Genomic DNA, 25,577 nt, shown 5'->3' on the forward strand with positions numbered 1-25,577 from the left:
CTCGAACCGCCGCTATATGGCGGGCGCGGCGACGAACCCCGACCCGGATGTCTTCGCCTATGCCTGCGGTCAGGTGAAGGCGGCGATCGACGTCACGCATCGTCTGGGCGGCGAGAACTATGTCTGCTGGGGCGGGCGCGAAGGCTACGAGACGCTGCTCAACACTGACATGAAGCGCGAGCTGGACCAGCTCGGCCGCTTCCTCTCCATGCTGGTCGAGTACAAGCACAAGATCGGCTTCAAGGGCCCGATCCTGATCGAGCCCAAGCCCAAGGAGCCCTCGAAGCACCAGTACGATTTCGACACGGCGACCGTCTTCGGCTTCCTCCAGAAATACGATCTCGTGAAGGACGTGAAGCTCAATCTGGAGCAGAACCACGCGATCCTGGCCGGCCATTCGTTCGATCACGAAGTGAAGCTCGCCTATGCCAACGACCTGTTCGGCTCGCTCGACATCAACCGTGGCGACGATCTCCTGGGCTGGGATACCGACCAGTTCGCGATGGACGTCAAGGAAATGACGCTCGTCTTCCATGAGATGCTGAAGCATGGCGGCTTCTCGACGGGCGGCCTCAACTTCGACGCCAAGATCCGCCGCCAGTCGATCGACCCGCAGGATCTCGTGATCGCGCATGTCGCCTCGATGGACGCCTGCGCCCGCGCGCTTCTCTCGGCGGAGCGGATGCTCACCGACGGCGCGCTGGAGAAGCCGCTGGCGGATCGCTATGCCGGCTGGGACAGCGCCGAGAACCAGGCGATCCTCGCCGGGCAGTCGAGCTTCGAAGCGGTGGCCGAACGGGGCCTCGGCCTCCAGCCGCAGCCCCGTTCGGGCCGCCAGGAATATCTCGAAGGCGTCGTGAACCGCTACGTCTACTGATCCCGCCTTCGGGTGAGCGTATCGGGCCGGGCGGAACCTTCCGCCCGGCCTTTCTGCGTTTGGGAGGTGCGCCCACGCGCCGCTTGACGATGGCGGCTGACCGGGCCCACATCGAAGCCAACCCAGCGCGATGGACCCTCATGGCTCGAATCGGATATGCCCGTGTCAGCACTGCCGATCAGGACCTGACGCTTCAGGTCGAGCGGCTGAAGGCGGCCGGCTGCATGATCATCCGGTCGGAAAAGCAGTCCGGCAAATCCCGAACGGGGCGTGACGAGCTGGAAACGATCCTCCAGTTCCTGCGCGAGGGCGATGAGCTGGTCGTGGTGCGTCTCGACCGGCTGGGCCGATCGACGCGGGACGTGCTCAACATCGTCCACGATCTCGACCAGGCCGGCGCGTCCCTGCGCGTGCTCGACCCCGAACTCACCACGAGCGGCGATCTCGGCCGGCTGGTGGTCACCGTGCTCGGCATGGTGGCCGAGATGGAGCATCGCTTCATTCTGGAGCGCCAGCGCGCCGGCATCGAGGCGGCCAAGGGGCGCGGCGTCTACAAGGGCCGCCCGCGCACCGCGCCCAACGAGGAAATCCGCCGCCGCCGCGCCACCGGCATGGGCGTGACGGAGATCGCCCGCGCGCTGAAGGTCTCTCGCATGACGGTCTATCGCGCGCTGTCGCCGGGCGACGGGGCGGAGGCGCCCACTGCCGATCCAGCGGAGAAGCCCGCTGTCGCCGCGCCGAAATCGGGCAAGCCGAAGGCTGAGGTTCCGAGCGCCAAGGCCAAACCCGAGACCGCCAAGCCCCGCGCGGCGGGCAGGCCGGCCACCCGAAGCATGCGCCGGCCTGCGTCGCGATCGTCGAAATAGGCGCGGTCTCGCAGACCTCGCGCAGTTTGCCGTTGATGGTGCTACAAAAAGGCCGGTGCGCATCCGCGCTTTCTGCTAGAGGGCGCGTCAGGCGAGCGGAGCCCCGACCGCCTGAAGAGCGCCTGATGGTACGAACCCCGGAACATCCGGCCGTCCGCAGCTTTCTTCTCTCCAGCGAACCCAAGGAGACGCGACCATGCTGACCGAAGCCAAGACCGACGAAATCTCCGAAAAGATCGCCGCGATCTTTCAGGGGATGGAACTGGACGATGTGGCCGGCATCCTGAAAATCCAGCTCGCGATGCTGGTAACGCAGGGCACCGACGACGCCGACGCCGCCATGGAATTCCTCGACGAAATCTATGAGGACGTCGAGCAGATGGTCGAGTCCTTCCCCTTCGGCGAAGAAGGGGACGAGGATGAGGAAGACGAAGAAGACGAAGACGACGACAAGGACGGCAAGCCTTCGGCCAACTGAGGCCGCGCTCCGCCCGACGCGATCGCCGGAGGCCGGACTGCGCGGCCTTGGCAGTGAAGCGTCGAGTTCTTTCGAGCCATGAGATTTCAGACGGGGCGGCCCATAGAGCCGTCCCGTTTTGCGTTCCGGCCAAGCCTCAGCGAAACGGATGCGGAAGGCTTCCCGCCGCGCGAGGGAACCGCCGCGCCGAGTGCGGGCTTTTGCTTTAGTCTCTCGGGAGGATGGACGCGATGTACGAGGTTCGGCTCGACCACCCCGCCGATTTCGATGGCTGGCGCGAAGCCGCCCGCCGCGCCCTGGCGCTGAATGTCCCGCCCGAAGAGTTGAGCTTCAGGGTGGGCGAGGGGCCGGCCGGTCTCTTCGCCGAGCCTTTGCCCGACGCGCCGGCCGATGCGCCGGGTTTCTCCGTGCCCCGCAGCTTCCCCGATCTGGCGGTGAAGCTCATCTGCCATGCCGACCCCGAGCGGTTCGCCTTCACCTATCGCCTGCTCTGGCGTCTGCAACGCGAGAAGGGGCTTCTGGAGATCGCTGCCGACCCCGACATCGCCCGCGCGCACGAGATGGAAAAGGCCGTGCGCCGCGACAGCCACAAGATGAAGGCCTTCCTGCGCTTTCGCGAGGTCGGAACGGAAGCGGGGAGGCCTGTCTATATCGCCTGGTTCGAGCCCTTCCATCATGTGGTGGAACTGACCGCGCCCTTCTTCATGCGCCGCTTCCCCGGCATGATCTGGACCATCCTGACACCCCAGCGCTCGGTGCATTGGGACGGGGCGGAAATGACCTTCGCGCCCGGCGCGGACCCCTCACAGAAGCCGGCCGAGGATGCGGTGGAGGCGCTGTGGCTCACCTATTACCGCTCGATCTTCAACCCCGCGCGGCTGAAGGTGAAGGCGATGCAGGCCGAGATGCCGAAGAAATACTGGCACAACCTGCCCGAGGCCGTCTTGATCGAACCCTTGATCCGGGGCGCGGAAGAGGCATCGCGCCGCATGATCGAAACCGCGCCGACCCTGCCGAGTTTGCGTCACGAGAGAGCGATGGAGCGTGGCGAGATGGCAAGAACAGCGAAGGTGCCCGCCTTCAACGGCTTCAACAAGCCGCCCGAGGATCTGGACGAAGCGCGCGAACAGGCGCGCCATTGCAAGGCCTGCCCGCTCTGGGAGCCCGCGACGCAAACCGTTTTCGGCAAGGGTCCGGCCGATGCGCCCGTCATCTTCGTCGGCGAACAGCCGGGCGATCAGGAGGATCTGGCGGGCGAGCCCTTCATCGGGCCGGCCGGCAAGGTCTTCGATGCCGCGCTGGCCGCTGCCGGCATCGACCGGGCCCAAGCCTATGTCACCAATGCCGTGAAGCATTTCAAGTTCGAGCCGCGCGGCAAGCGGCGCATCCACGCCAAGCCGAACATGGGCGAGGTCAAGGTCTGCCGCTGGTGGCTGGAGCAGGAGCGCGAGCTGATCCGCCCCCGCCTGATCGTGGCGCTGGGCGCGACGGCGGCGGCTTCCGTGCTCGGCCATAGCGTGACGATCCGCGACACGCGCTCGCGCCTCATCGACCTGCCCGATGGCGCGACGAAACTGCTCGTCACCGTCCACCCCGCCTATATCCTTCGCCTGCCGGACCCCGAGGCGCAGCGCCGCGAAACGCTGGCTTTCGAGGAGGATATGGGGCGCGTGAAGGCCGAGGTTCCGGAAATTGCCCTCGGCTAAGAGGCATCCCCCAACAAAACGCGGCGGACGATCGCTCGCCCGCCGCGTTTCATGTTCCGCTCGTCTGGCCGCGCGAGGCTGAGCTTCAGCCGCTCATCCGCTCGAAGCTGGAGTCGAGTTCGAGATTGAAGCCTTCCTTCGTCGGAGCCTGGGGGGCGGCGGCGGGAGCGGCCTTGACCGTGGCGGGCGGGGTGAAGCCCTGCGCCATGGCCTGAAGCTCCCGCACATTGGCCTTGGCGCGAGCCTGAGCCTTGGCGCGCGGCTGGATGGTCGGATGGTCGGCGCGGGGCGCGGCCGGGTGACCGGCGATGCGGAAGAAACTGGCCCGCTCGGCCAGTCGGCGCGCCTCGCCCGACAGCTGCTCGGCCGTCACGGACATTTCGTTGGCCGCGCCGCTGGAAGCCTGCGTCACCTCGTCGAGCTGCGTCACAGCCGCAACCGTCTGCTGCGTCACCTGGTCGAGCTGCGTGATCGCCTGATTGATCTGCTCCGCGCCGATATTCTGCTCGCGGCAGGCGGCGGAGATTTCGGCGACGAGTTCGGCCGTGCGCCGGATATCGGGCACGAGATTGCCCAGCATCGTGCCCGCTTCTTCGGCAACGCCCAGCGTGTCGCCGGACAAAGTGCCGATCTCCTGCGCGGCCAGCTGCGAGCGCTCGGCGAGCTTGCGCACTTCCGAAGCGACCACGGCGAATCCCTTGCCGTGTTGCCCGGCGCGGGCCGCCTCGATGGCCGCGTTCAAGGCCAGAAGATCGGTCTGGCGGGCGATTTCCTGCACCACGGAAATCTTCGCCGCGATGGTGCGCATGGCCACGACCGACTTCTGCACGGCCTCGCCGCTGCGCGCGGCATTGGTGGCCGCCATGGTGGCGATCTTCTCGGTCTGCGTGGCGTTCTCGGCGTTCTGGCGAATATTGGCGGCCATCTCTTCCATGGCGGCCGAAGCCTGTTCGGTGGCGGCGGCCTGCTCGCTGGCCCCCGACGACAGGCGCTGCGTGGTCGCGGCCTGCTGGGTGGAGCCAGCCGAAAGCTGCTCGGCCGTGACAGCGGCCTGGGTCGAGCCGGCGGCCACCTGCGCGGCGGAATTGTTCACGTCGGACGCGATTTCGGAGAGGTTCTCCACCATCTGGCCCATCGCGCGCTGGAGATCGGCGATCTCGTCCGTGCCTTTTGGATCGAGGCGCTGCGTCAGGTCGCCCTGCGCAATGGCGTTGGCGAGCGTGACGGATCGGCCAAGACCGCGCGAGATGGAAACCGCGATCCAGGTCGCGGCGGCCGCGCCGATCAGAATCGCGCCCACCAGCATCGAAAGGAGCCAGAAGCTCGTCGTGCTGTAAGAGGTCTTGGCCTCGGCCAAGGAGTCCTGCGTGATCCGATTGGCCTGCTCCACAGCCTTGTCGAGGCGCGCCAACAAGACATCGGCGACCGGCACCATCTCGTTCACCGTCATATCCTGGCTTTTCTGCATCCAGTTCTGCAGGCCGAGATCGGCTTGCTGGCGCAGCACCTGCGCCAGGTTCCTCCATTGCGCGCGCATGTCCTCTACATCGGGCGCAAGGGAAGCGGGCAGGGCGGTCGCCAGTTCGCGTGACAGCCGTTCGAAGTCAGCGCCAGCCGCATTCAGGGCGCCGCTCGACGCGTCCATCGCCGCATCTTGGGTGAGGGCGACTGTCTGCAGGGCTTCAAGCTGCGCCGTTTTCGCGGCCAGCTTCACGGCATCGAGGATCTCGCGCGCCGTCTCGTCCGCGCCCACCGCCTTCATACGGGCCTGCAGCGTTGCAAAGGAGCGTTCGAGGGAGGCCGCAAGAGGCTGGTAGGCGTTGACGGCCTTCGAGGCCAAAGCGACATCCGCATCCGCCGAAATCGGGAAGAGCTTCTGCGTGATGGTGCGGAACTTCTGCAGATCCGGTTCGATGGTCTGGAAAGACTGCCGATCCTGCGGCTGCATGGAGATCAGCAGACGCTGCTGCGCCTCATTCAACTTGTCCCAATTTCCGTCGAACAGCGTCTTCATCTTATCCACGAAGGCGGGGTCGCTGCTGTCCATCAACTGGCGCATATTCAACGAGATGTCCGCCAAGGCGGCTTTGAAGTCTTTCGCGGCGCTGACCTGTACGAAAGGTCCATTGACGAATTCGCCAAGCGTTTGATTGGATCGCTCGAGGCTGGCAAGCCCGAAGTAACCAATGCCACCCGTCAAGACGAGGACAGCTCCAAAGCTTGCTGCAAGCTTTGTCTTAACGGAGATGCGCATAGACATTCGACCTCAGAAGTTAAATTTATATAAGTCTTCAATACAGTGTGGCATCGGCCCATTAATGTGCGGTGAATGCGCGCATGTTTGTGCAGCTATAATGGATGCAATGAATTCTTAAGAATGGGAATTTTTATCTTTGGTCGTCTATCTCGAGTCTTGGATCTCTCGACCGTCGAGGCCGTCCGGTGATGGGCGGCGGAGCGGTTTCGATCATGTCCATGAAAACATTGTGGACGAGCGCGCCGGTGCGCTTTGAAAGCCCATCCCGATCCGCTACATAAAATGATCCTGAAAGGGTTGGGCTTTTCTGATCGTGGCGTGCCGCGCTCCTGACCCGTTTGCCGCAGAGGTTTAGCTTTGACCAAGGTCGCGGTCGATCTCGGAACCACCGCCACGGGCGAGCCGGCGGAGATGGATCTGGAGGAGCTTCTCTCGACCCGCCTTCTGGTGCAGGGCAATTCGGGCTCCGGCAAGTCGCATCTCTTCCGCCGCATTCTGGAGCAGAGCGCGGGCTGGGTGCAGCAGGCGATCATCGATCCCGAGGGGGACTTCGTGTCCTTCTCCGATCGCTTCGGCCATGTCGTGGTGGATGCCGATCGCACGCCGTCCGAGCTGGGGCGCATCGCCGCGCGCATTCGCCAGCACCGCGCCTCCGTGGTCCTCAATCTGGAAGGGCTCGACGCCGAGGTGCAGATGAGCTGCGCCGCCGCCTTCCTGAATGGTCTTTTCGACGCCGACCGGCATCACTGGTTTCCCATGCTGATCGCCGTGGACGAGGCGCAGATCTTCGCGCCCTCCATGGCGGGCGAAGTGGCCGACGAGGCGCGGCGCATCTCGCTCGGCGCCATGACCAATCTCATGTGCCGTGGCCGCAAGCGCGGTCTGGCGGGCATGATCGCGACCCAGCGACTCGCCAAGCTCGCCAAGAACGTCGCCGCCGAAGCGTCGAACTTCCTGATGGGGCGCACCTTTCTCGACATCGACATGGCGCGCGCGGCCGATCTTCTGGGCCTCGACCGCCGGCAGGCCGAGCGCTTCCGCGATCTGGAGCCCGGCCATTTCGTGGCCCTGGGGCCGGCCTTGTCGCGCAAGCCGATCCCCGTGCGCATCGGCCCGGTCGAGACCGCCGGCCGGTCGGGGCGGCCGGTCCTGATGGCGCTTCCCGAGGCCAGCCCCGAGGCCATGGCGGACCTGATCTTCACGGCGGGCGAGAACGAGCCCGACATCCTGCCTGCGCCCGTCCGGCGCGAGCCGCTGCCCACGCGCGAGCTTCTGGAGCGTGTGGCGGCCAATCGCGCGAGCGCGCCCGCGCCCCTGCGCGAGGAAGAGGCGGCCGAGCCCGATCCGGTGGCCGAGGCCGAGCGGCAGGCTGTGGTGGATGCGATCTTCGCCGATCTGATGGCCGATCCCGAAGCCGCGTTCCGCCCCGTCCAGATGCTGTATCAGGACTTCGTCACCCATTGCCGGCTGAAGCGCGTGGGCGATGGCGGGCTCGACATGGCGGGTTTTCGCCGCCGTCTGGCGCTGGCGCGCGCCGGCGTCGGCGCGGGCGGCGAGGACGAGGGCTGGGCCGAGGTCGTGCGCCGCTCCGAAGAACTGCCTGAGGATATGCAGGGCGTCTATCTCCTGCTGGCCAAGGCGGCGCGCGACGGCGAGCCCTGCCCGAGCGACGAGGTACTGGCCCGCGCCTATGGCAGCCATTCGCCCTCGCGGGGCCGCTTCCTGCTGACCTATATGTCGGAGCGCTTCTATATCGCCGCCGAGACGGATTTTCGCGGCAACCGCGTCGTCTCCATCGCCGGCACGGACTGGCGCACGGGGGCGGGTCTGTCGGGCAAGCGCGTGCCGGGCACGACGCCGCGCATGCGCCGGGCCTAGGGCCGACCGCAGAGCTTGGAGGGGTGGCTGGTGGTCTCTATCACCAGCCAAGAACTGAGCGGTGAGAGCGCCGGACAATACCTCGCGAGGTCGGCTGGTCGGGTCTTTCCACCATCCATGGGCGAGCCACTGATCTCGCCCATCCTTCGGACTGCGGCGAATGCTCGCCGATGCTGACTAGCATCGATTGTGCGTCGCTCCGCGCGGAGTGACGAAAATCCCTCGACCAGCCTCCGTCCGGCGGTCTTGGTAGGCGCTCTTCTTCCCCCTGGGCATTGTGAAACCACCTGATGTCTGTCGCGCCACGACGGGTATGTTCTGCTTCCCTGACGATAATATCCCCTCTGGTCGGGCAATATGCTCAGTTTAAAAGCTTCATGCTCAAGAACTTGGCAGTCTTTGTAGGTGTTCTGGCCGAATCGGATGGTTTCTCTCCCCTGTGCCCATGTCTTGTGGCCAGTAGTTTCGCAAGGATCGAGAACGCAGGCGGCGATCAGCGCCGATATAGTGCGGGAACCCGGCTCCTCGTCGCACGAACGTGAGGTCAACTGACGATTAATTTTACGCTTCAGCAATAACTTATTGGAGTTCGATTCAATTGGACCTATTCCAACAAGCCGGTTTTGACGCGTGGGGTGCATAGTCCTCCCATGCCGCGAAAGAGAGCGCGGCGAGGGGAAAAGGGACCAGCCTATGACTATCGATCGCCGCCGTGACATGCAGGAAAAGCTCTTCGTCGCTCGTGAGCGTCGCTCCTTCGAGGACCGCGCCCGTGCCGACCGGATCGTCGGCCTTTGGGCGGCCGAGCAGCTGGGTCTCAAGGGGCAGGCCATCGATGCCTACACGGGTTCGGTGATCGGCGCGGGCGTCGCCCGTCCGGGTGGTCGCGGCGGGTTCGATAAGGTCGCAGCCGATCTGGTGGCCCTCGGCATCTCGGCCGACACGGTGCGCGCCCGCTACGCCATGGCCATGGACGAGGGCGTCATGATCGGTCGCTCGGTCGCGATCGCCAACGCCAATTCGCTTTACGCCTAGACCCTCCTTTAAACCGAGACGCCGAGAAGGCGCAGGCTCCCCAGGATGAAGCCGTCGTTGATCGCAAACGCGACGGCTCCCTCCAAGGCGAGAGCGGTGATAAGGGCGAGCGGAGCAGGAAGCTCGCGCGCCACGAGGAAGCCCACGGCGACGAACAGCGTGTCGCCGAAGGCATTGAGAATGCTGTCGCCTTCGTAGCTGGGCGTGCCCGGTGCATTGCCGAACAGGGCGATGATGACAGGCGTGTTCTCCATCGCCTCCCAGATCGCGCTGGACGCGAGGGTCGCGAGAACCATCCAGCTGAGCGGCCAATGCGGCGCCATGCGCCCGATGAAGACCGCCAGACCCATTCCGAACATGACATGCAGCGCGGAATACCAATCCGCGAATTGCTGCGAGGCGCCCGGTGAATACGGGTCGCCGTCCCAAAGCGCCAGCGTGCCACAGGTGCAGGTGAGTGGCCGGCCCATCCAGCCAAGCCAGGCCGCCATCGCGGTCAGGATCGCGAGCCCGATCGCCACCTGCGCGGGAAGGCTTGTCGGCCCCGCGAATCCGCTTCGTGAGCGGTCGTGATGGATCATGTCACTCATCGTCGGGCATCCCATGGGCCGATCGTCCGGGTCGTCCGGCCCACTGTGCCTCGCCACGCGCAGCGTTCCTCGCCTGAATGAAACGTTGCGTTCGAGCCCGAAGTTGCACGGCCGCCCGCGCGACGGGGCGACGCAAGGTGGGCTCGGAAGAGCTGCTGGACAATGGACCGGGCGTCAGAATTCGTTCCGATTGCCGATGGAACACACGCGTCGACGCGCCATATGGTCGGGCAAGGTCCCGGTCTTCGCGGGCCGCTCCCGCCCGCGATGCTCGATGACCCGCTTTCTTCTCGTGACCCCGCCGCTTCTCAGCCATGTCCGCGCCTTCGAGGCGCTGGGCGAGGCGCTGGTCGCGCGTGGGCACAGGACGGCGATTCTCCTCAATGCCGGTGGCGCGGCGCTGGTGCGCTCGCCTGATATCGAGCCACTCGAAGTTGGCCCCGGCGCGGGACCGGCGCAGCTGACCGACCGGCCGACCGGGCTCTTCGGCATCCTGCGCACGGTGCGCGAGGGGGCGTGGCGCACAGAGGCGCTGGTCACCGAGGGCCCGCGCCTTGCCGCCCGCTGGGGCGCCGAGGCGGTTCTGGTCGATCAGATGGAACCGGCCGGCGCGCTTCTGGCCGAGCATCTGGAACTTCCCTTCCTGTCGGTCGCCGCCGCCTTGCCGATCGACCCCGACCCCGCCATTCCCGCGCCCTATCTCGGCTGGCCCTATGATTCGAGCCCGGACGGGCTGAAGCGCAACCGAGGCGGCGAGCGCGTCGCCCGGCTGCTTCTGCGCCGCCAGCGCGAGACGATTCGCGCGGCGTGCTCTCGCCTCGGGCTGCCGCTTCGCGAGCGGATGGAGGATTGCCTGTCGCCGCTGGCCAGTCTGTCGCAGACCGTGGCGGGCTTCGACTATCCACGCGCGCCCGCCGCGCGCATCGCCGCGCTCGGCCCCTTTCGCAGCACCAAGGACAATGTGGGCGACTCGCCGCTGCGAAGCGACGGAATCCGGCCCCTCGTCTTTGCCTCGCTCGGCACCTTGCAAGGGCACAGGCTCGGCCTGTTCCAGACGATTGCCCGCGCCTGCCGGCAGGTCGGCGCGCGGCTGGCGATCGCCCATTGCGGGCGTTTGTCGCCGGCCGAGGCAGCAACGCTCGACGCCGAACTCGTGACCGACTTCCTGCCCCAGCGCGCGATTCTGGCAGAGGCCGATCTCTGCATCTGCCACGCGGGCCTCAATACGGTGCTGGATGCGCTGGAAGCCGGCGTTCCCGTGCTGGCCTTGCCGATCGCTTATGATCAGCCGGGCGTTGCGGCGCGTCTCGTCCATCAGGGCGCGGGCCTCAGCCTCTCTCATCGCCTCCTGTCGCCGTCCGATTTGGCCCGCGCGCTGCAACGCTTGATGCGGGAACCCGGCTTTCGCCGCGAGGCCGAGCGCCTCGGCCGCGAGATCGCCTCGGCCGGCGGCGCGGCGCGGGGCGCTGAATTGGCCGAGCGCCTCGTCGCCGAGACGCTCGATGGCATCAGCCGGTCCCGCCGTCTCAAACAGCCCGAGCCCGCATGAGCGCAGAAGCCTATGATCTGATTCTCGCCGGCGGCGGTCTCGCCAACGGGCTGATCGCCCATCGCCTGATGGAGCGCCGGCCCGAGCTTCGGCTTCTCGTGGTGGAGGCCGCGCCTCGCTTAGGGGGCAACCACACCTGGAGCTTTCACGACGGCGATCTCTCCTATGTCGAGCATCAATGGATCGACCCGTTCGTCGCGCGTCGCTGGCCGGGCTATGACGTGCACTTTCCCCGCCGCGCGCGCCCGGTCGACACCGGCTATGCCTCCGTCTCGTCCGAACGCTTCGCCGATATCCTGTCGCCGGCACTCGGCGAGCGGCTTCTCATGGGCACGCCGATCCGCGCCCTGACGGCGCAGAGCGTCACGCTGGAGGACGGGCGAGTGCTTCAGGCGCGCGCCGTGATCGACGGGCGCGGCCAGCGACGGAGCGCGCATCTGACGCTCGGCTTCCAGAAATTTCTGGGGCAGGAATGGGAAACGGACGGCCCGCACGGCCTGACCCAGCCCATCGTCATGGACGCGACCGTGCCGCAGTCGGACGGCTATCGCTTCGTCTATGTCCTGCCCTTCTCGCCGACGCGGCTCCTGATCGAGGACACCTATTACGCCGATGGCGCGGCGCTGGAGCGCGAGGTCCTGCGCCGCGAGATCGCAGCCTATGCGACCCGGCGCGGCTGGCGGCTGAAGACGCTGGTGCGCGAGGAGGACGGCATCCTGCCCATCGCGCTCGGCGGCGACATGGGGCGGCTGATCGAGGAAGCGCAGGGCGTGCCGACCGTTGGCCTCGCGCGCGCGCTGTTTCACCCCACCACCGGCTATTCGCTGCCCGACGCCGTGCATGTGGCCGATCTCGTGTCCGCCGCGCCCGAGCTTTCGGCTGGGGCGCTGGAGCGCATCCTTTCGCAGCATGCGCGCAATCTCTGGAGCGACCGGGCCTATTTCCGTATGCTCAACCGGCTGCTCTTCGGCGCGGGCGAGCCGACGGAGCGCTACCGGATCCTGGAGCATTTCTACCGGCTGCCCGATCCGCTCGTGGCGCGGTTCTACGCCGCACGTCTGGAATTTTCCGACAAGTTGCGCATCTTCGTCGGAAAACCACCCGTCTCGGTTCGCGGCGCGCTGCGCATTCTCGCCGCGCCCGCCCGTCTCAAGGACAGTGCATGACCGCTTCCACACCCGTCGCCTTGTCCGGCTCCCGGCCGCAAACGGCCATCGTGATCGGGTCGGGCTTCGGGGGGCTGTCGCTGGCCATCCGCCTGCAGGCGGCCGGTATCCAGACGACGCTTCTGGAGAAGCGCGACAAGCCGGGCGGGCGCGCGTATGTCTATGAGGATCAAGGCTTCGTCTTCGACGCGGGGCCGACCGTCATCACCGATCCGAGCGCGCTTCAGGAGCTTTGGGCGGCTGCCGGCCGGCGGATGGAAGACTATGTGACGCTTCTGCCCGTCAGTCCCTTCTACCGGCTCTGCTGGGAGGACGGATACCAGTTCGACTATGCCAACGACCAGGCCGAGCTGGATCGGCAGATCGCGGCCAAGAGCCCGGCCGATGTCGAGGGCTATCGCCGCTTCCTGGCCTATTCGCGGGCCGTGTTCGAGGAAGGCTATCTCAAGCTCGGCACCGTGCCCTTCCTGCATTTTCGCGACATGATCCGCGCCGGGCCGCAACTCGCCAAGCTCCAGGCGTGGCGCTCGGTCTATGCCAAAGTGTCCGAGTTCATCACGGACGAGCAGTTGCGGCAGGCCTTCTCCTTCCATTCGCTGCTGGTCGGCGGCAACCCGTTCGCGACCTCCTCCATCTATGCGCTGATCCATGCGCTGGAGCGCGAATGGGGCGTGTGGTTCCCCAAGGGTGGGACGGGCGCGCTGGTGCGCGGCATGGTAAAGCTGTTCGAGGATATCGGCGGGCGCACCGAGCTTTCGGCCGAGGCGGAGCGGATCGAGACGGAAGGCGCGCGCGCGACGGGCGTCGTCCTGAAAGACGGCCGGCGCTTTACAGCCGATGTCGTCGCCTCCAACGCCGATGTCGTGCACACCTATGCTGGGCTGCTCGGCCACACGCCGCGCGGCGAAAAGGAGGGCAAGCGCCTCAAGGGCAAGCGCTTCTCCATGTCGCTCTTCGTCCTCTATTTCGGCCTCAAGCGGCACCAGCCGCAGCTTCAGCACCACACGGTCCTGTTCGGCCCGCGCTATCGCCCGCTGATCAACGAGATCTTCAAGGCGAACACGCTGGCCACCGACTTCTCGCTCTATCTGCACAGCCCCTGCGCGACCGACCCTTCGCTCGCGCCTGATGGTGCGGGGAGCTATTACGTGCTCTCGCCCGTGCCCCATCTCGGCAATGCGCCGCTCGACTGGAGCGTGGAAGGGCCGCGCTATGCCGACCGCATTCTCGACTATCTGGAAGCGCGCTACATGCCGGGCCTGCGCGCCGATCTCGTGACGCAGCGCATCTTCACGCCGAACGATTTCCAGAGCGAGCTGAATGCCCATCATGGTTCGGCCTTCTCGCTCGACCCCGTGCTGACGCAATCAGCCTATTTCCGAGCCCACAATCAGGACGATGCGATCCGCAATCTGTTCTTCGTCGGCGCGGGCACGCATCCAGGCGCGGGCGTCCCGGGCGTCGTCGGCTCGGCCAAGGCGACGGCCGGCCTGATCCTGAACCAGGCGGCATGAGCACAAAGGAAGCGGGCGAACTCGATCGGTTCGCAGAAGCGTCGATCGCTCAAGGGTCGAAGAGCTTCGCCGCCGCTGCGCGCCTGTTCGACGGGGCGACACGGCGCGATGTCATGCGCCTTTACAGCTGGTGCCGCCATTGCGACGACGTGGTGGACGGGCAGGAGGGCGGGCAAGGCCATGTCGCCTCGCCCGAGCCGCCCGAAGCCCGCATTGCCGGGCTCCGGCGCGACACCGCGCGGGCGCTGGCGGGTGAGACAGAGGGTCTCCCGTTGAGCTTTCGCGCGCTGGGCGCGGTCGCACGGCGCCACGCCATGCCCGCTAGCCTGTTCGAGGAGCACCTGAACGGCTTCGCGCTCGACGTGGAGGGACGACGCTACGAGACGCTGGACGAGCTTCTCACCTATTGCTGGCATGTGGCGGGCGTCGTCGGCGTCATGATGGCGCGCGTCATGGGCGCGAGGGACGAGGCCGTGCTCGACCGCGCGGCCGATCTCGGCCTTGCCTTCCAGCTCACCAATATCGCGCGGGATGTCGTCGCCGATGCGGGGGAGGGGCGCGTCTACCTGCCGCTTTCCTGGCTGCGCGAAGAAGGGCTTTCGCCGGACGATCTCCTCGACCCGGCCAAGGCGGAGGCCGTCGCCCGGCTGCGCGCCCGGCTCGTCTCGGCCGCCGAGCCCTATTACGCCTCGGCCCGCATCGGCATCGACCATCTGCCCCGCCGCTCGGCCTGGGCCATCGCGACGGCCGCGCTCGTGTATCGCCGTATCGGGCTGAAGCTCGTCGCGCGCGGCCCGGCCGCGCATGGTATCAGAATCTCCACGAGCGGGCCGGAGAAGCTCGCAGCCATCGTTTCAGGCGCGCGCATCGCCTTCGCCCCGCGCCGTCCCGGCGGACCGGCCCGCGACAGGACGCTCTGGCAGCGGCCCTCCATGAGCCTGCACAGCGCTTCGATGTGAGCGGCCTTTTCCATGACAGACGAGGCTCCTAAGCTTCGCTGACCCAGTGGAAAGGGAAGCGGCATGTCGCGCACGACTCAGGAAGCGGATCAAGAGATGATCTGGGCGGAGGTCGATGCCTATCTCGGCCGGGAACTGCACCTGACCGACCCCGTGTTGGAGGCGGTTCTCGCGGCCAATGCCGTGGCAGGGCTGCCGGCCATCGATGTCTCGCCCGCGCAAGGGCAGATGCTCGCTCTCTTCGTGGCGATGGCGAAGGCCGAGCGCATTTTGGAAATCGGCACGCTCGGCGGTTTCAGCACGATCTGCATGGCCCGCGCCCTGCCGGAAACGGGTCGTATCGTCACGATCGAGCGGGAGTCGGTCCATGCCGAAGTCGCCCGTGCCAATTTCGAACGCGCCGGGCTACAGGACCGGATCGACCTGCGGGTCGGCGCGGCGCTGGACGTGCTGCCGGATCTCGAAGGGCCGTTCGATCTCGTCTTCATCGACGCCGACAAGCCCAGCAATCTCTTCTATTTCGAATGGGCTATGCGCCTGTCGAAGCCCGGCACGGTGATCATCTTCGACAATGTGATCCGCAAGGGCGCGGTGGTGGACGAGGCCAGTCTCGACGCGAATGTCCAGGGCGCGCGGGCAGCTATCCGCCTCTTGGGCAGCGATTCGCGCCTCAAGGCCACGGCCCTGCAAACGGTCGGCTCCAAGGGCTGGGACGGGTTCGCGCTGGCGGTGGTCGCCTGACCTGCTGCGCCCTCAGACCGCGCCGAGTTCCAGTTCGCGTCGCGTCTCGGCTTCCACGAGATGGCGCGGGCCGATGGATCGGTCGAACACCTGCACGAGAAGGGCTTCCAGTCGCGAGGCGGGGCCGAGCGCGCTGACGAGATAGGCGCGCGCTTCGTCCACATGCCGGTCGATTCGCCGTCCGACCTGCTCGGGGCCGATGATGGAAACGATGGTGGACTTCAACGAGTCCTTGCCGGTGTCCTTGCCGATCACGACGGCGCTGGGGCCGGCGGCATCCAGAAGGTCGTCCAGAAGCTGAAAGGCAAGGCCCAGCTCGCGCGCGAAGCCCTGTAGGGCGGCTCGGACCTCGGGTTTGGCGCGGCAGAGAACGGCACCCAGTTCCACGGCGGCGGTAAAGAGCGAACCGGTCTTGAGGCCGTTGGCCGCATCGATCTCGCTGACCGGACGCGGCCCGCGCCCGCCGCGCAAATCCTGATACTGGCCGGCGACGAGCCCGCGCGCGCCCACCGCATCCGCCAGAACCGCGACGCATTCGCCCCGCTGCGCGCTGTCGGCGCCTTCCAGCCGGGCCAGCGTGCCATAGGCCTGCGAAAGAATGGCGATGGCGCAGAGCACCGCGACATCCTCGCCATGAGCGCGGTGCAGGGTCGGGCGTCCGCGCCGAAGCTCGGCATCGTCCATGCAGGGCAGGTCGTCGAGGATCAGGGAGGCGGCGTGCACCATTTCCAGCGCGCAGCCGGCGTCCATCGCCGCCTCGCGCGGGCCGCCCAGAGCCTCGGCCACCAGCAGCGTCACGAGCGGGCGCAGCCGCTTGCCGGGGGCCAGGACCCCGTCCCGCAGCGCGATGTCCAGAGAGGACTGGCCCTCCACCACGCAGGGCATGAGTTCGGCCAATCGGTGATCCACCTCGGCGAGAAGGTCGCGGGTCGTCTGCGGTCCGGCTGTCATCGTCGCGTCGCAACCTTCTTCAATCGTCGAGGGCAGCCCGTCGCCTGCACACAAAACTCGATGTAAATTAGTAGCACTCCAAAAGTGTTCGGGAAGTGCGTTATCAGCCTTACGACCTATGTCTGCGACGATAGGACATAGAGCGCCGCTTGCTGTTCGCGAGCGCAAGGCGACATAAATCGAAGCGCTGCCGTGCCGAATCGCGACTGCCAGAAGGAGCCCTCCGTGCCAGAGGCCGATATTCGTTCACGCAAGGGTGATCATCTCGACATCGTCTTGCGCCCGGCCCTCGTCTCGGCGCGCGTCAACGCAGGCTTCGACGCGGTGCGTTTCGAACATGCCGCTCTGCCGGAGGTCGATCTGGACGAGATCGATCTGTCGACGCAATTCCTGGGTCGCCGGCTCGGCGCGCCTATCCTCATCTCCTCGATGACGGGCGGGATGGAGCGCGCCGCGCGCATCAACCTGAGGCTGGCGGAGGCTGCGCAGGTGCTGGGTCTGGCGCTGGCAGTCGGCTCGCAGCGCATCGCCATCGAGGGGCGTGGGCAGGGCGGGCTCGACGGCTCGTTGCGCCGCGCCGCGCCCGATGTGCCGATCCTCGCCAATATCGGCGGCGCGCAGCTTCTGGCCGGCTGGGGCCTCGACGAGGCGCGCCGCGCGGTCGACATGATCGAGGCCGATGCGCTGATCGTCCATCTGAACCCGCTGCAGGAAGCGGTGCAGCCGGAAGGCGACCGGCGCTGGCGTGGGCTTCTGTCCGCCATCGAGGCGCTGGCGCGAGACCTTGGACGCCCCATCGTCGCCAAGGAGGTCGGCAATGGCCTGTCGGGCCGGCTTGGCCGCAGGCTGATGGATGCGGGCGTTCATGCGCTGGATGTCGCCGGGGCAGGGGGCACGAGCTGGGCGGCCATCGAGGCCGAGCGGCTTCAGGACCCTGTCGCGAGGGCGACGGCCCTGCTCTTCGCCGACTGGGGCATTCCGACCGCGCGCGCCATTCGGGACGTGCGCGCCGCCTGCCCGGAGGCCGTGGTGATCGGCTCGGGCGGCGTGCGCCATGGGCTGGATGTGGCGAAGGCCATTCGCCTCGGCGCCGATCTCGCCGGCCAGGCGGCGGCCGCTCTGCCGGGGGCCGATCATTCGGCCGAGGCGGTCGTGGCGCATTTCCAAGAGGTGATCCAGCAATTGCGCATCAGCTGCTTCTGCACCGGCTCGCGCGATCTCGCCGCGCTGCGGCAAGCACCGCTCCTGTCGGACGAGGGCTGAAACGAAGCCGCCCGATTTTTCTGGTTTGCGCTGCGGCCGGCTTCCTTTATCCAAACGCCATCCGACGGGTTCCCATGGGAGGATGCATGACCGCCACGCTCGAGGAGTTTTTCGCTCCCTTTGCCGCCAGGAGCCCGATCGGGCGCGACGTCGCCGCGCTGCTGACGGAGCTGGCCGGAGCTGCCGCGAGCCTCCAGACGCTGATCAGCTCGGGCGGTGCGATGGGCGGGGCCAGCGCGACCTCTCCCGAGGGCGCGGCCAACGGCGGCGGCGATGTGCAGAAGGTCTTGGACCTCGAAGCCGATCGCCTCTTCGTGGCGGCCGCCCGTGCCGCGCCGGTGGCCTTTTACGGCTCCGAGGAGCAGGACGAGGCCGTGGCGATGCAGCCCGAGGGCACGCTCGCGCTGGCGATCGACCCGCTCGACGGCTCGTCCAATATCGAGACCAATGTCTCCATCGGCACGATCTTCTCCGTGCTGCCGGTCGAGGCCGAGCACCGGGCCGATCCCGCCAGCGTCTTCCGCCAGCCCGGCCGCCGTCAGCTGGCTGCCGGTTTCTTCGTCTATGGGCCGCAGCTTCTTCTGGTCGCGACGGTCGGCGAGGGAACGCATGTCTTCGGCTGGTCGCCCGAGACACGGCGCTTCACCTTCGCGCAGACGCTGCGCATTCCCGAAGACGCTAAGGAATATTCGATCAACGCTTCGAACGTTCGCCATTGGGACGCGCCGGTGCGCCTTTATGTCGATCGGTGTCTCGCCGGCAAGGACGGCCCGCGCGGGCGCGACTTCAACATGCGCTGGGTCGCCTCCATGGTGGCGGACGCCTATCGCATCTTCGTGCGCGGCGGCGTCTATCTCTATCCCGGCGACAGCCGCAAGGGCTATGCGCAGGGGCGTATCCGCCTTCTCTACGAGGCGAGCCCGGTGGCCTTCTGCGCCGAGCAGGCCGGCGGTGCGGCGACGGACGGCATTCATCCCATCCTCGACATCGTGCCTGAGGGGCTGCACCAGCGCACGCCCGTCGTCTTCGGCTCGCGCAACGAGATTCTGGAGATCGGCCGTATCATGGCGGACCCCGACAGCCTCGCCACCGAATCCCCGCTTCTCCTGCATCGCCCGACCGGCGGAATCTGAGCATCATGGCCGCAGACCTCGTTATCGCCCCGTCCATCCTTTCCTCCGACTTCTCGCGCCTGGGTGAAGAGATCGCGGCGGTCGACCGTGCCGGGGCGGACTGGATCCATCTCGACGTGATGGACGGGCACTTCGTGCCCAACATCACCTTCGGCCCGCCGGTCGTGGCGGCCGTGCGAGGTGCGTCGAAGAAGTTCTTCGACGCCCATCTCATGATCGAGCCGGCCGATCCCTATCTCGAAGCCTTCGCCAAGGCGGGTTGCGACGGCATCACCGTCCATGCCGAGGCAACGCGCCATCTCGACCGCTCGCTGCAGGCGATCCGCGCGCTCGGCTGCAAGGCGGGCGTCGCCATCAACCCGGCCACGCCCGAAACGGCGATCCAATACGTGCTCGACCGCGTCGATCTCGTTCTGGTGATGACGGTCAATCCCGGCTTCGGCGGGCAGAGCTTCATCCGCTCGACGCTGGACAAGATCGGGCGCGTGCGCGCCTTGATCGGCGACCGGCCCATTCGGCTTCAGGTGGATGGTGGCGTTGCGCCCGATACGATCGGGGAGATCGTGGCTGCCGGAGCCGATACGTTCGTGGCTGGCTCGGCCGTCTACAAGGGCGGCAACGAGGACGCCTATCGCGCCAACATGGATGCGCTGCGGAAAGCTGCCGGGCGCGGCTGACGAGATTGGGTTTGGCGACAGAAGGATTTGAAGCAGTGCCATCTGGCTTCAAGTCCTTCTCAACTTGACGTGATAATGCTGCCTGATCGAAAGGCTTTTCACAGTCGAAACACCCGGTCCCGGCGCGCTTGTACCGATTTAAACTGTGACCCCGGCCTGATCGGCCGATGATTTTCTTCGCAGGTGCGTTCGAAATCCCCGGACGCCCCGTTGCGTCTGGCTGAAAACAACACACCTATCTGCCGCGTCGCGTCGTGGGGACGGTTGCGAACGGCCGTCTCGCGGACAGGCCATCGGAAGCCCCGCACTGGGTCCGGAGATGGTCCTCGCGAGACGGAAGGAAACACGCGGACGGATCGTCCGCCGCCAAGGAGGGGTCGTTGGACCAGACATTATCGAATGCAGCCGCGGACACCGCGCTGACGGGCATTGCGCCCGACACCGTGCCGACCTGGGTCTGGCTCGCGACGCTCGGGGCGATCGCGGCCCTGTTCATCTTCGACTTCCTGACCCATGTCCGAAAGCCGCATGAGCCGACCTTCAAGGAAGCGGCGCTCTGGTCCACCTTCTACGTGGCGCTGGCCCTCCTGTTCGGCTGGGGCGTCTGGCATTTCTGGGACCGCGAGCACGGCGTCGAGTATTTCGCCGGCTTCATCACCGAGAAGTCGCTGTCGGTCGACAATCTCTTCGTGTTCGTCATCATCATGAAGAGCTTCCGCGTTCCGGCGGCCTACCAGCAGAAGGCCCTGCTGATCGGCATCGTGATCGCGCTCATCATGCGCGGCATCTTCATCGCGCTCGGCGCCGCCGCCATCGAACGCTTCTCCTGGGTGTTCTACCTCTTCGGCCTGTTCCTTCTGTGGACGGCCTGGAAGCTCGTGGTGGAAAGCCTCAAGCACACCAAGTCCACGGACGAGGACTACGAGCCCAACGGCGTGGTGAAGTGGTTCCAGCGCCATATGCCGACCACAGACGATTACCGCGGCAACGCGCTGACGGTGATCGAGAACGGCAAGCGCATGTTCACGCCGATGGCGATCGTCATCCTGGCGCTCGGCATGACGGATCTGCTCTTCGCGCTGGACTCGATCCCCGCGATCTACGGCCTGACCGACGCGCCCTATATCGTCTTCACGGCGAACGCCTTCGCGCTGCTCGGCCTGCTGCAACTCTACTTCCTGCTGGGCGGCCTGCTCGATCGTCTAGTCTATCTCGGCATCGGCCTGTCGCTGATCCTCGCCTTCATCGGCGTGAAGCTCATCATCCATGCGATGGAAGCCAACACGCTGCCCTTCCTGAATAGTGGTCAGCCGATCGAGGGACTACCGCATATCGAGACGGGCTTCTCGCTGTCGGTGATCGTCGGCATCCTCGTCGTCACCACGGTGGCGAGCTTGCTGAAGAGCCGGTCAGACGCCCGCAAGTTGCGGTAAGAAGCACATCTTTCCGTGATGAATTGAGGAAGGCCGGCACCACGCCGGCCTTCTTCGTTAAAAATGAGTTGGGATAAGGGGAGGCTGCCTCTTCTTTTTGCTTGCCTGTTTTTCGATAAGCCCCTCACATACCCTCATCGCCGCGAGGTGTTGAAAGCGCGTTCAGTCGACATGCAACTGTCATGCGACCATGATAGCCGGCAGGCCGCGCACGGTTCGCACAAGCAGGGAACCGGCCGACACTGCGGCAATCGAGGGAGAAGGCCCGACATGATCCGGACATTGAATCACGGCGTTTCCATTTTGGCCGTCGCGGCTTTCGCGTTTTCCGCCGCCATTCCGGCCGCCCGCGCCCAGTCGATGGACGAACTGGTCGCCGCCGCCAAGAAAGAAGGGCAGCTCACCACGATCGCCCTGCCGCATGACTGGTGCAACTACGGCGCGATGATTTCGGGCTTCAAGGCCAAGTACGGCCTTCAGGTCAACGAACTGAACCCCGATGCCGGCTCGGCCGACGAGATCGAGGCCATCAAGGCCAATAAGGGCAATACCGGCCCCCAGGCGCCCGACGTGATCGATGTCGGCCTGTCCTTCGGCCCGCAGGCCAAGACCGACCAGCTCGTTCAGCCCTACAAGGTTGCGACCTGGAGCGAGATCCCGGACGACGCCAAGGATGCCGAGGGCTACTGGTATGGCGACTATTATGGTGTTCTCACCTTCGAGGTGAACAAGGACATCGTGAAGGACGCGCCGAAGGATTGGTCCGATCTTCTGAAGTCCGACTATTCCAACTCCATCGCGCTGGCCGGCGATCCGCGTGCTTCCTCGCAGGCGATCCAGGCTGTCTATGCCGCCGGTCTTTCGGCCAAGCCGAACGGTACCGCGACGGAAATCGCCGATGCCGGCCTCGACTTCTTCAAGAAGCTGAACGCCGAAGGCAATTTCGTCCCCGTCATCGGCAAGCCCGCCTCGCTGGCGCAGGGCACGACGCCCATCATGATCCGCTGGGACTACAACGCCCTGGCCGGCCGCGACACGCTGAACGGCAACCCGCAGGTCGAGGTCATCGTGCCCAAGACGGGCGTCGTCGCCGGCGTCTACGTTCAGGCGATCAGCGCCTTCGCGCCGCATCCGAACGCCGCCAAGCTCTGGATGGAATATATCTATTCCGACGAGGGCCAGCTCAACTACCTCAAGGGCTATTGCCACCCGATCCGCTTCAACGCGATGGCCAAGGCCGGCAAGATCCCGCAGGATCTGCTCGACAAGCTGCCCCCGGCCGCCGACTACGAGAAGGCCAAGTTCCCGACGCTGGCCGATCAGAATGCCGCCAAGGCCGAGATCACCACCAAGTGGGACGAGGTCGTCGGCGCCAAGGTCCAGTAAGACCGTCTCGAAAGGCCGCTCGATCCATGGGCGGCCTTTTCGCATACTCCGTCCGTTCGGTCCCCTCGGAGCGGGCGTGCGACTGAACACGAAAGGGAACGTTACCGCCTCGCTATCTCCTCAGGATGGCGTCCCAGGCGCGAGCGTCTCGGCAACGCTGTGAGGTGAGCTTGTCGTCAAGCGTCGGAATTCTTCAAGCGAGCGAGAGTGGGGCTGGTACGGCCGGCCCTTTGGCGGAGCGGCGGGCCAAGCTTTCGATGGCGTGGCTCGGCGTCGTGCCGTTTCTCCTGTTCGCGCTTTTGTTTCTGATCGGGCCGACGCTCTACCTCATCATCGGCGCTTTTCAGAACCCGGCCGGCGAGTTCACCTTCGCCAATCTGACCGCCCTGTTTCAGCCGCAGATTCTGGCGGCCTACTGGATCTCGATCCGCATCAGTCTGGCCTCCGCCGGGCTCGGCGCGTTGATCGGCTTCTTCGTCGCCTATGCCATCGTGCATGGCGGACTGCCCTCCTGGGTGCGCTCCAGCACGGTCACCTTTTCGGGCGTCGCGTCCAATTTCGCGGGCATCCCGCTTGCCTTCGCCTTTCTGGCGACGGTCGGCCGGCTCGGCCTCGTCACCTGGTTCCTGAACGAGGCCTTCGGCCTCAACATCTACCGGATGGGCTTCAATCTCCTCAGCTTCTGGGGACTGACGCTCACCTATCTCTACTTCCAGATTCCGCTGATGGTCCTCATCATCGCGCCGGCGCTGGATGGGCTGAAGCGCGAATGGCGGGAGGCTTCCTCGATTCTGGGCGCGACCAACTGGCAATATTGGCGCATGATCGGCCTGCCCGTGCTCTTCCCGAGCCTGCTCGGCTGCTTCCTCCTGCTCTTTGCCAACGCCTTCGGCGCCATCGCCACGGCCTATGCGCTGACGGGCTCTTCGCTCAACATCGTGCCGATCCTGCTCTACGCGCAGATCCGGGGCGACGTGCTCTACAATCCCAATCTCGGCTATGCGCTGGCCTTCGGCATGATCGTCATCACCGGCTGCTCCAACCTCCTTTACATCTGGCTGCGCTCGCGCGCGGAACGGTGGCTCAAGTGAAACCACGTCGCGTCACGGCCACCATCATCGTTCTGCTGGCGGCGCTTTATTTCCTGCTGCCGCTCTGGGCGACCTTCCAGTTCTCGCTCTCCATGCTGCGCGGCACCTGGAGCTTTCAAGCCTACAAGGTCGTCTTCGCCGACCAGCGCTTTCAGGAGACGTTCCTGTTCTCGGCCGTGGCGGCGCTTGCCACCATCGTGCTCGGCGCGCTCCTCGTCGTGCCGACCGCCTATTGGGTTCGCCTGAAACTGCCGCGCTTTCGCCCGGTGGTGGAGTTCATCACGCTCCTGCCGCTGGTGATCCCGCCCATCGTGCTCGTGTTCGGCTATCTCCGGCTTTACAATTCCTCCTCATGGCTGCCCTTCACCGATACGGTGGCCGGTACCAACGTGCTGCTCGTCTTCGGCTATACGGTTCTGGCGCTGCCCTACATGTATCGCGCAGTGGACACGGGGCTTCAGGCCATCGACATCCGCACACTGACGGAGGCGGCCGAAAGTCTGGGCGCCAAGCGCGGGGCCATTCTCTGGAACGTCATCCTGCCCAATGTCCGTCCCGCCGTCCTGTCGGGCGCGTTCCTGACCTTCGCCATCGTGATCGGCGAGTTCGTTCTGGCGAGCCTTCTCAACCGGCCGGCTTTCGGCCCCTATCTCCAGAATGTCGGCGCCAACCGCGCCTATGAGCCGGCGGCTCTGGCCGTCATCTCGTTTGCCGTCACCTGGGCCTGCATGGTCCTGTTGCAGATGGCCGGCGGCCGGGCGCCGGGCAAGCCACGCATGCGCCTTTTCTCCTTTCCCTCTCGCAAGCGAGCGTCCGCATGAGTTTTCTGACGATCGAAGGCGTTCGCAAGAGCTTCAACGGCACGCCGGTCCTGCGCGAGTTCGACCTGTCGGTGGAGCGCGGCGAGTTCGTGTCCTTCCTCGGGCCGTCCGGCTGCGGCAAGACGACCATGTTGCGCATCGTCGCCGGCTTCGAGACCCCGAGCGCGGGTAGGGTGCTGATCGCCGGCGAGGATGTCACCCTGACCCCGCCCAACGCGCGACGCATCGGCATGGTGTTTCAGGCCTATGCGCTGTTTCCCAATATGACGGTGGGAGACAATGTCGGCTTCGGCCTCAAGATCGCCGGCATGGGCAAGGCGGAGATCGGCGCGCGGGTAGACGAGATGCTGCGCCTCATCAAGCTGCCGCATCTCAAGGACCGCTATCCCTACCAGCTATCGGGCGGTCAGCAGCAGCGCGTGGCGCTCGCCCGCGCCATCGCGCCCAAGCCGCGCGTGCTTCTGCTCGACGAACCGCTATCGGCGCTCGACGCCAAGATCCGCGTGTCGCTGCGCGAGGAGATCCGCGAGCTTCAGCGCGAGCTTGGCATCACCACGATCTTCGTCACGCATGACCAGGAAGAAGCCCTGTCCATGTCGGATCGGATCGTGGTCATGAGCGAGGGGCGGATGGAGCAGGTCGGCACGCCCTTCGAAATCTACAACCGCCCGCGCACCCGCTTCGTTGCCTCCTTCGTCGGCACGCTCGGCCTCTTGGAGGGCGAGGCCGCGCAGGGCGACCGCGTGATCGTCGCCGGTCAGGAAATCCAGGCCGAGACGCCGGGGGCCGCGCCCGGCAGCCGCGTCACGCTGGCGCTGCGGCCAGAGGCCCTGTCGCTCCAGCCCAATCTCGATCGGCGCAACCGGCTGAATGGAGAGATCGTGGACGTCGCGTTTCTCGGCTCTGTCGTGCGCATCCGCGCGCGCTTCGGCGAGAACGAGCTGTTGATCGACACGTTCAACGACCCCGCCGCACCGCCGCCGCCGCGCGGCGACAAGGTGAGCGTCTATTTCTCGCCCGATGACGTGCAGTGCCTCGATGCGGCGACGGGCGCGAGCCATCGCCCGCTGCCCGGCATGGCCGGCGTTTCCAGCGCGCCGGCGCTGGCCGAGGTGCGCTGAGCGGCGAGCCAATCGACGCCGCGATCACAGACTTGAGAGGCCCTTGTAAGCCTTCGGTGTCGCCCGACATGATAAACTGGCCACT

Annotated in this window: 21 protein-coding genes and 1 pseudogene; 19 read left to right on the forward strand and 3 right to left on the reverse strand. The window is 66.1% G+C overall.

From position 1 onward, the window contains the following. The 4 genes and pseudogenes from AUL36_RS21480 to AUL36_RS21495 form a co-directional block, all read left to right on the forward strand. Positions 1-877 (forward strand): xylose isomerase (locus AUL36_RS21480; RefSeq protein WP_062224105.1); only part of this gene is annotated, 877 nt, incomplete at its 5' end. A 140-nt stretch (positions 878-1,017) separates the two neighbouring features. After that, positions 1,018-1,578: pseudogene (locus AUL36_RS21485) on the forward strand (recombinase family protein); the annotation flags it as partial. Positions 1,579-1,939: 361 nt separating this feature from the next. After that, positions 1,940-2,221, forward strand: a complete 282-nt coding sequence (locus tag AUL36_RS21490) for a hypothetical protein (RefSeq protein WP_058599955.1) — start codon at positions 1,940-1,942, stop codon at positions 2,219-2,221. 230 nt (positions 2,222-2,451) lie between these two features. Then, a complete protein-coding gene (locus AUL36_RS21495) occupies positions 2,452-3,927 on the forward strand; it encodes a UdgX family uracil-DNA binding protein (RefSeq protein ID WP_062224108.1) in 1,476 nt (491 codons plus the stop codon). 85 nt (positions 3,928-4,012) lie between these two features. On the opposite strand, the gene AUL36_RS21500 is transcribed toward AUL36_RS21495, so the two are convergent. Next, positions 4,013-6,187 (reverse strand): HAMP domain-containing methyl-accepting chemotaxis protein, encoded by a 2,175-nt coding sequence (locus AUL36_RS21500; protein WP_082656001.1) that lies wholly within the window; start codon positions 6,185-6,187, stop codon positions 4,013-4,015. 408 nt (positions 6,188-6,595) lie between these two features. Here AUL36_RS21500 and AUL36_RS21505 point away from each other — a divergent pair, with 408 nt between their 5' ends. Both AUL36_RS21505 and AUL36_RS21510 read left to right on the forward strand, forming a co-directional pair. Beyond that, entirely contained in the window at positions 6,596-8,062 is a 1,467-nt protein-coding gene (locus AUL36_RS21505) for a helicase HerA domain-containing protein (protein ID WP_062224144.1), read from the forward strand. 693 nt (positions 8,063-8,755) lie between these two features. Next, the gene (locus tag AUL36_RS21510; RefSeq protein WP_062224112.1) at positions 8,756-9,097 is read left to right on the forward strand and encodes an ATPase inhibitor subunit zeta; all 342 of its coding nucleotides are present in this window, start codon (positions 8,756-8,758) and stop codon (positions 9,095-9,097) included. 8 nt (positions 9,098-9,105) lie between these two features. Here the strand turns inward: AUL36_RS21510 and AUL36_RS21515 are convergent, their stop codons facing one another. Then, complete coding sequence (locus tag AUL36_RS21515; RefSeq protein WP_192843887.1) at positions 9,106-9,687, reverse strand: DUF2585 family protein; 582 nt, start codon at positions 9,685-9,687, stop codon at positions 9,106-9,108. A gap of 274 nt (positions 9,688-9,961) precedes the next feature. Here AUL36_RS21515 and AUL36_RS21520 point away from each other — a divergent pair, with 274 nt between their 5' ends. The 5 genes from AUL36_RS21520 (at position 9,962) to AUL36_RS21540 (ending at position 15,616) form a co-directional block, all read left to right on the forward strand. After that, positions 9,962-11,236, forward strand: coding sequence for a glycosyltransferase (locus AUL36_RS21520; protein ID WP_062224115.1), 1,275 nt, complete (start codon positions 9,962-9,964; stop codon positions 11,234-11,236). Then, positions 11,233-12,402 carry a lycopene beta-cyclase CrtY gene (gene crtY / locus AUL36_RS21525; protein WP_062224118.1) on the forward strand — a complete coding sequence of 390 codons (1,170 nt, stop codon included), beginning with the start codon at positions 11,233-11,235 and terminating at the stop codon, positions 12,400-12,402. The genes AUL36_RS21520 and crtY overlap by 4 nt, the downstream gene beginning before the upstream one ends. Next, the gene (locus AUL36_RS21530) at positions 12,399-13,916 is read left to right on the forward strand and encodes a phytoene desaturase (protein WP_062224120.1); all 1,518 of its coding nucleotides are present in this window, start codon (positions 12,399-12,401) and stop codon (positions 13,914-13,916) included. The genes crtY and AUL36_RS21530 overlap by 4 nt, the downstream gene beginning before the upstream one ends. Then, a complete protein-coding gene (locus tag AUL36_RS21535) occupies positions 13,913-14,875 on the forward strand; it encodes a phytoene/squalene synthase family protein (RefSeq protein ID WP_062224122.1) in 963 nt (320 codons plus the stop codon). Before AUL36_RS21530 ends, AUL36_RS21535 begins: the two co-directional genes overlap by 4 nt. Positions 14,876-14,938: 63 nt before the next feature. Next, the gene (locus AUL36_RS21540; protein WP_062224124.1) at positions 14,939-15,616 is read left to right on the forward strand and encodes an O-methyltransferase; all 678 of its coding nucleotides are present in this window, start codon (positions 14,939-14,941) and stop codon (positions 15,614-15,616) included. A 12-nt stretch (positions 15,617-15,628) separates the two neighbouring features. Here the strand turns inward: AUL36_RS21540 and AUL36_RS21545 are convergent, their stop codons facing one another. Next, on the reverse strand, positions 15,629-16,567 hold the full coding sequence (locus AUL36_RS21545) for a polyprenyl synthetase family protein (protein WP_062224126.1): 939 nt from the start codon (positions 16,565-16,567) through the stop codon (positions 15,629-15,631). Positions 16,568-16,792: 225 nt separating this feature from the next. Between AUL36_RS21545 and fni the strand changes: the two genes are divergently transcribed. From fni to AUL36_RS21585, 8 genes are all read left to right on the forward strand, one after another. Continuing rightward, entirely contained in the window at positions 16,793-17,830 is a 1,038-nt protein-coding gene (fni, locus tag AUL36_RS21550; RefSeq protein WP_062224146.1) for a type 2 isopentenyl-diphosphate Delta-isomerase, read from the forward strand. 86 nt (positions 17,831-17,916) lie between these two features. Beyond that, positions 17,917-18,963: a class 1 fructose-bisphosphatase gene (locus AUL36_RS21555; RefSeq protein WP_082640222.1), complete on the forward strand. Its 1,047-nt coding sequence runs from the start codon at positions 17,917-17,919 to the stop codon at positions 18,961-18,963. A gap of 5 nt (positions 18,964-18,968) precedes the next feature. Beyond that, a complete protein-coding gene (rpe, locus tag AUL36_RS21560; protein WP_062224130.1) occupies positions 18,969-19,640 on the forward strand; it encodes a ribulose-phosphate 3-epimerase in 672 nt (223 codons plus the stop codon). Positions 19,641-20,020: 380 nt separating this feature from the next. Continuing rightward, positions 20,021-21,073, forward strand: coding sequence for a TerC family protein (locus tag AUL36_RS21565; RefSeq protein ID WP_244497192.1), 1,053 nt, complete (start codon positions 20,021-20,023; stop codon positions 21,071-21,073). A 270-nt stretch (positions 21,074-21,343) separates the two neighbouring features. Then, complete coding sequence (locus AUL36_RS21570) at positions 21,344-22,459, forward strand: ABC transporter substrate-binding protein (protein ID WP_062224132.1); 1,116 nt, start codon at positions 21,344-21,346, stop codon at positions 22,457-22,459. 257 nt (positions 22,460-22,716) lie between these two features. Beyond that, on the forward strand, positions 22,717-23,550 hold the full coding sequence (locus AUL36_RS21575) for an ABC transporter permease (RefSeq protein WP_374700797.1): 834 nt from the start codon (positions 22,717-22,719) through the stop codon (positions 23,548-23,550). After that, a complete protein-coding gene (locus AUL36_RS21580; protein WP_062224134.1) occupies positions 23,547-24,371 on the forward strand; it encodes an ABC transporter permease in 825 nt (274 codons plus the stop codon). Before AUL36_RS21575 ends, AUL36_RS21580 begins: the two co-directional genes overlap by 4 nt. Then, a complete protein-coding gene (locus tag AUL36_RS21585; protein WP_062224136.1) occupies positions 24,368-25,492 on the forward strand; it encodes an ABC transporter ATP-binding protein in 1,125 nt (374 codons plus the stop codon). The genes AUL36_RS21580 and AUL36_RS21585 overlap by 4 nt, the downstream gene beginning before the upstream one ends. Positions 25,493-25,577 lie beyond the last annotated feature (85 nt).

Origin of the sequence: Aureimonas sp. D3 (assembly GCF_001463805.1) — a bacterium.
Taxonomy (GTDB): Bacteria; Pseudomonadota; Alphaproteobacteria; order Rhizobiales; family Rhizobiaceae; genus Aureimonas; species Aureimonas ureilytica_A.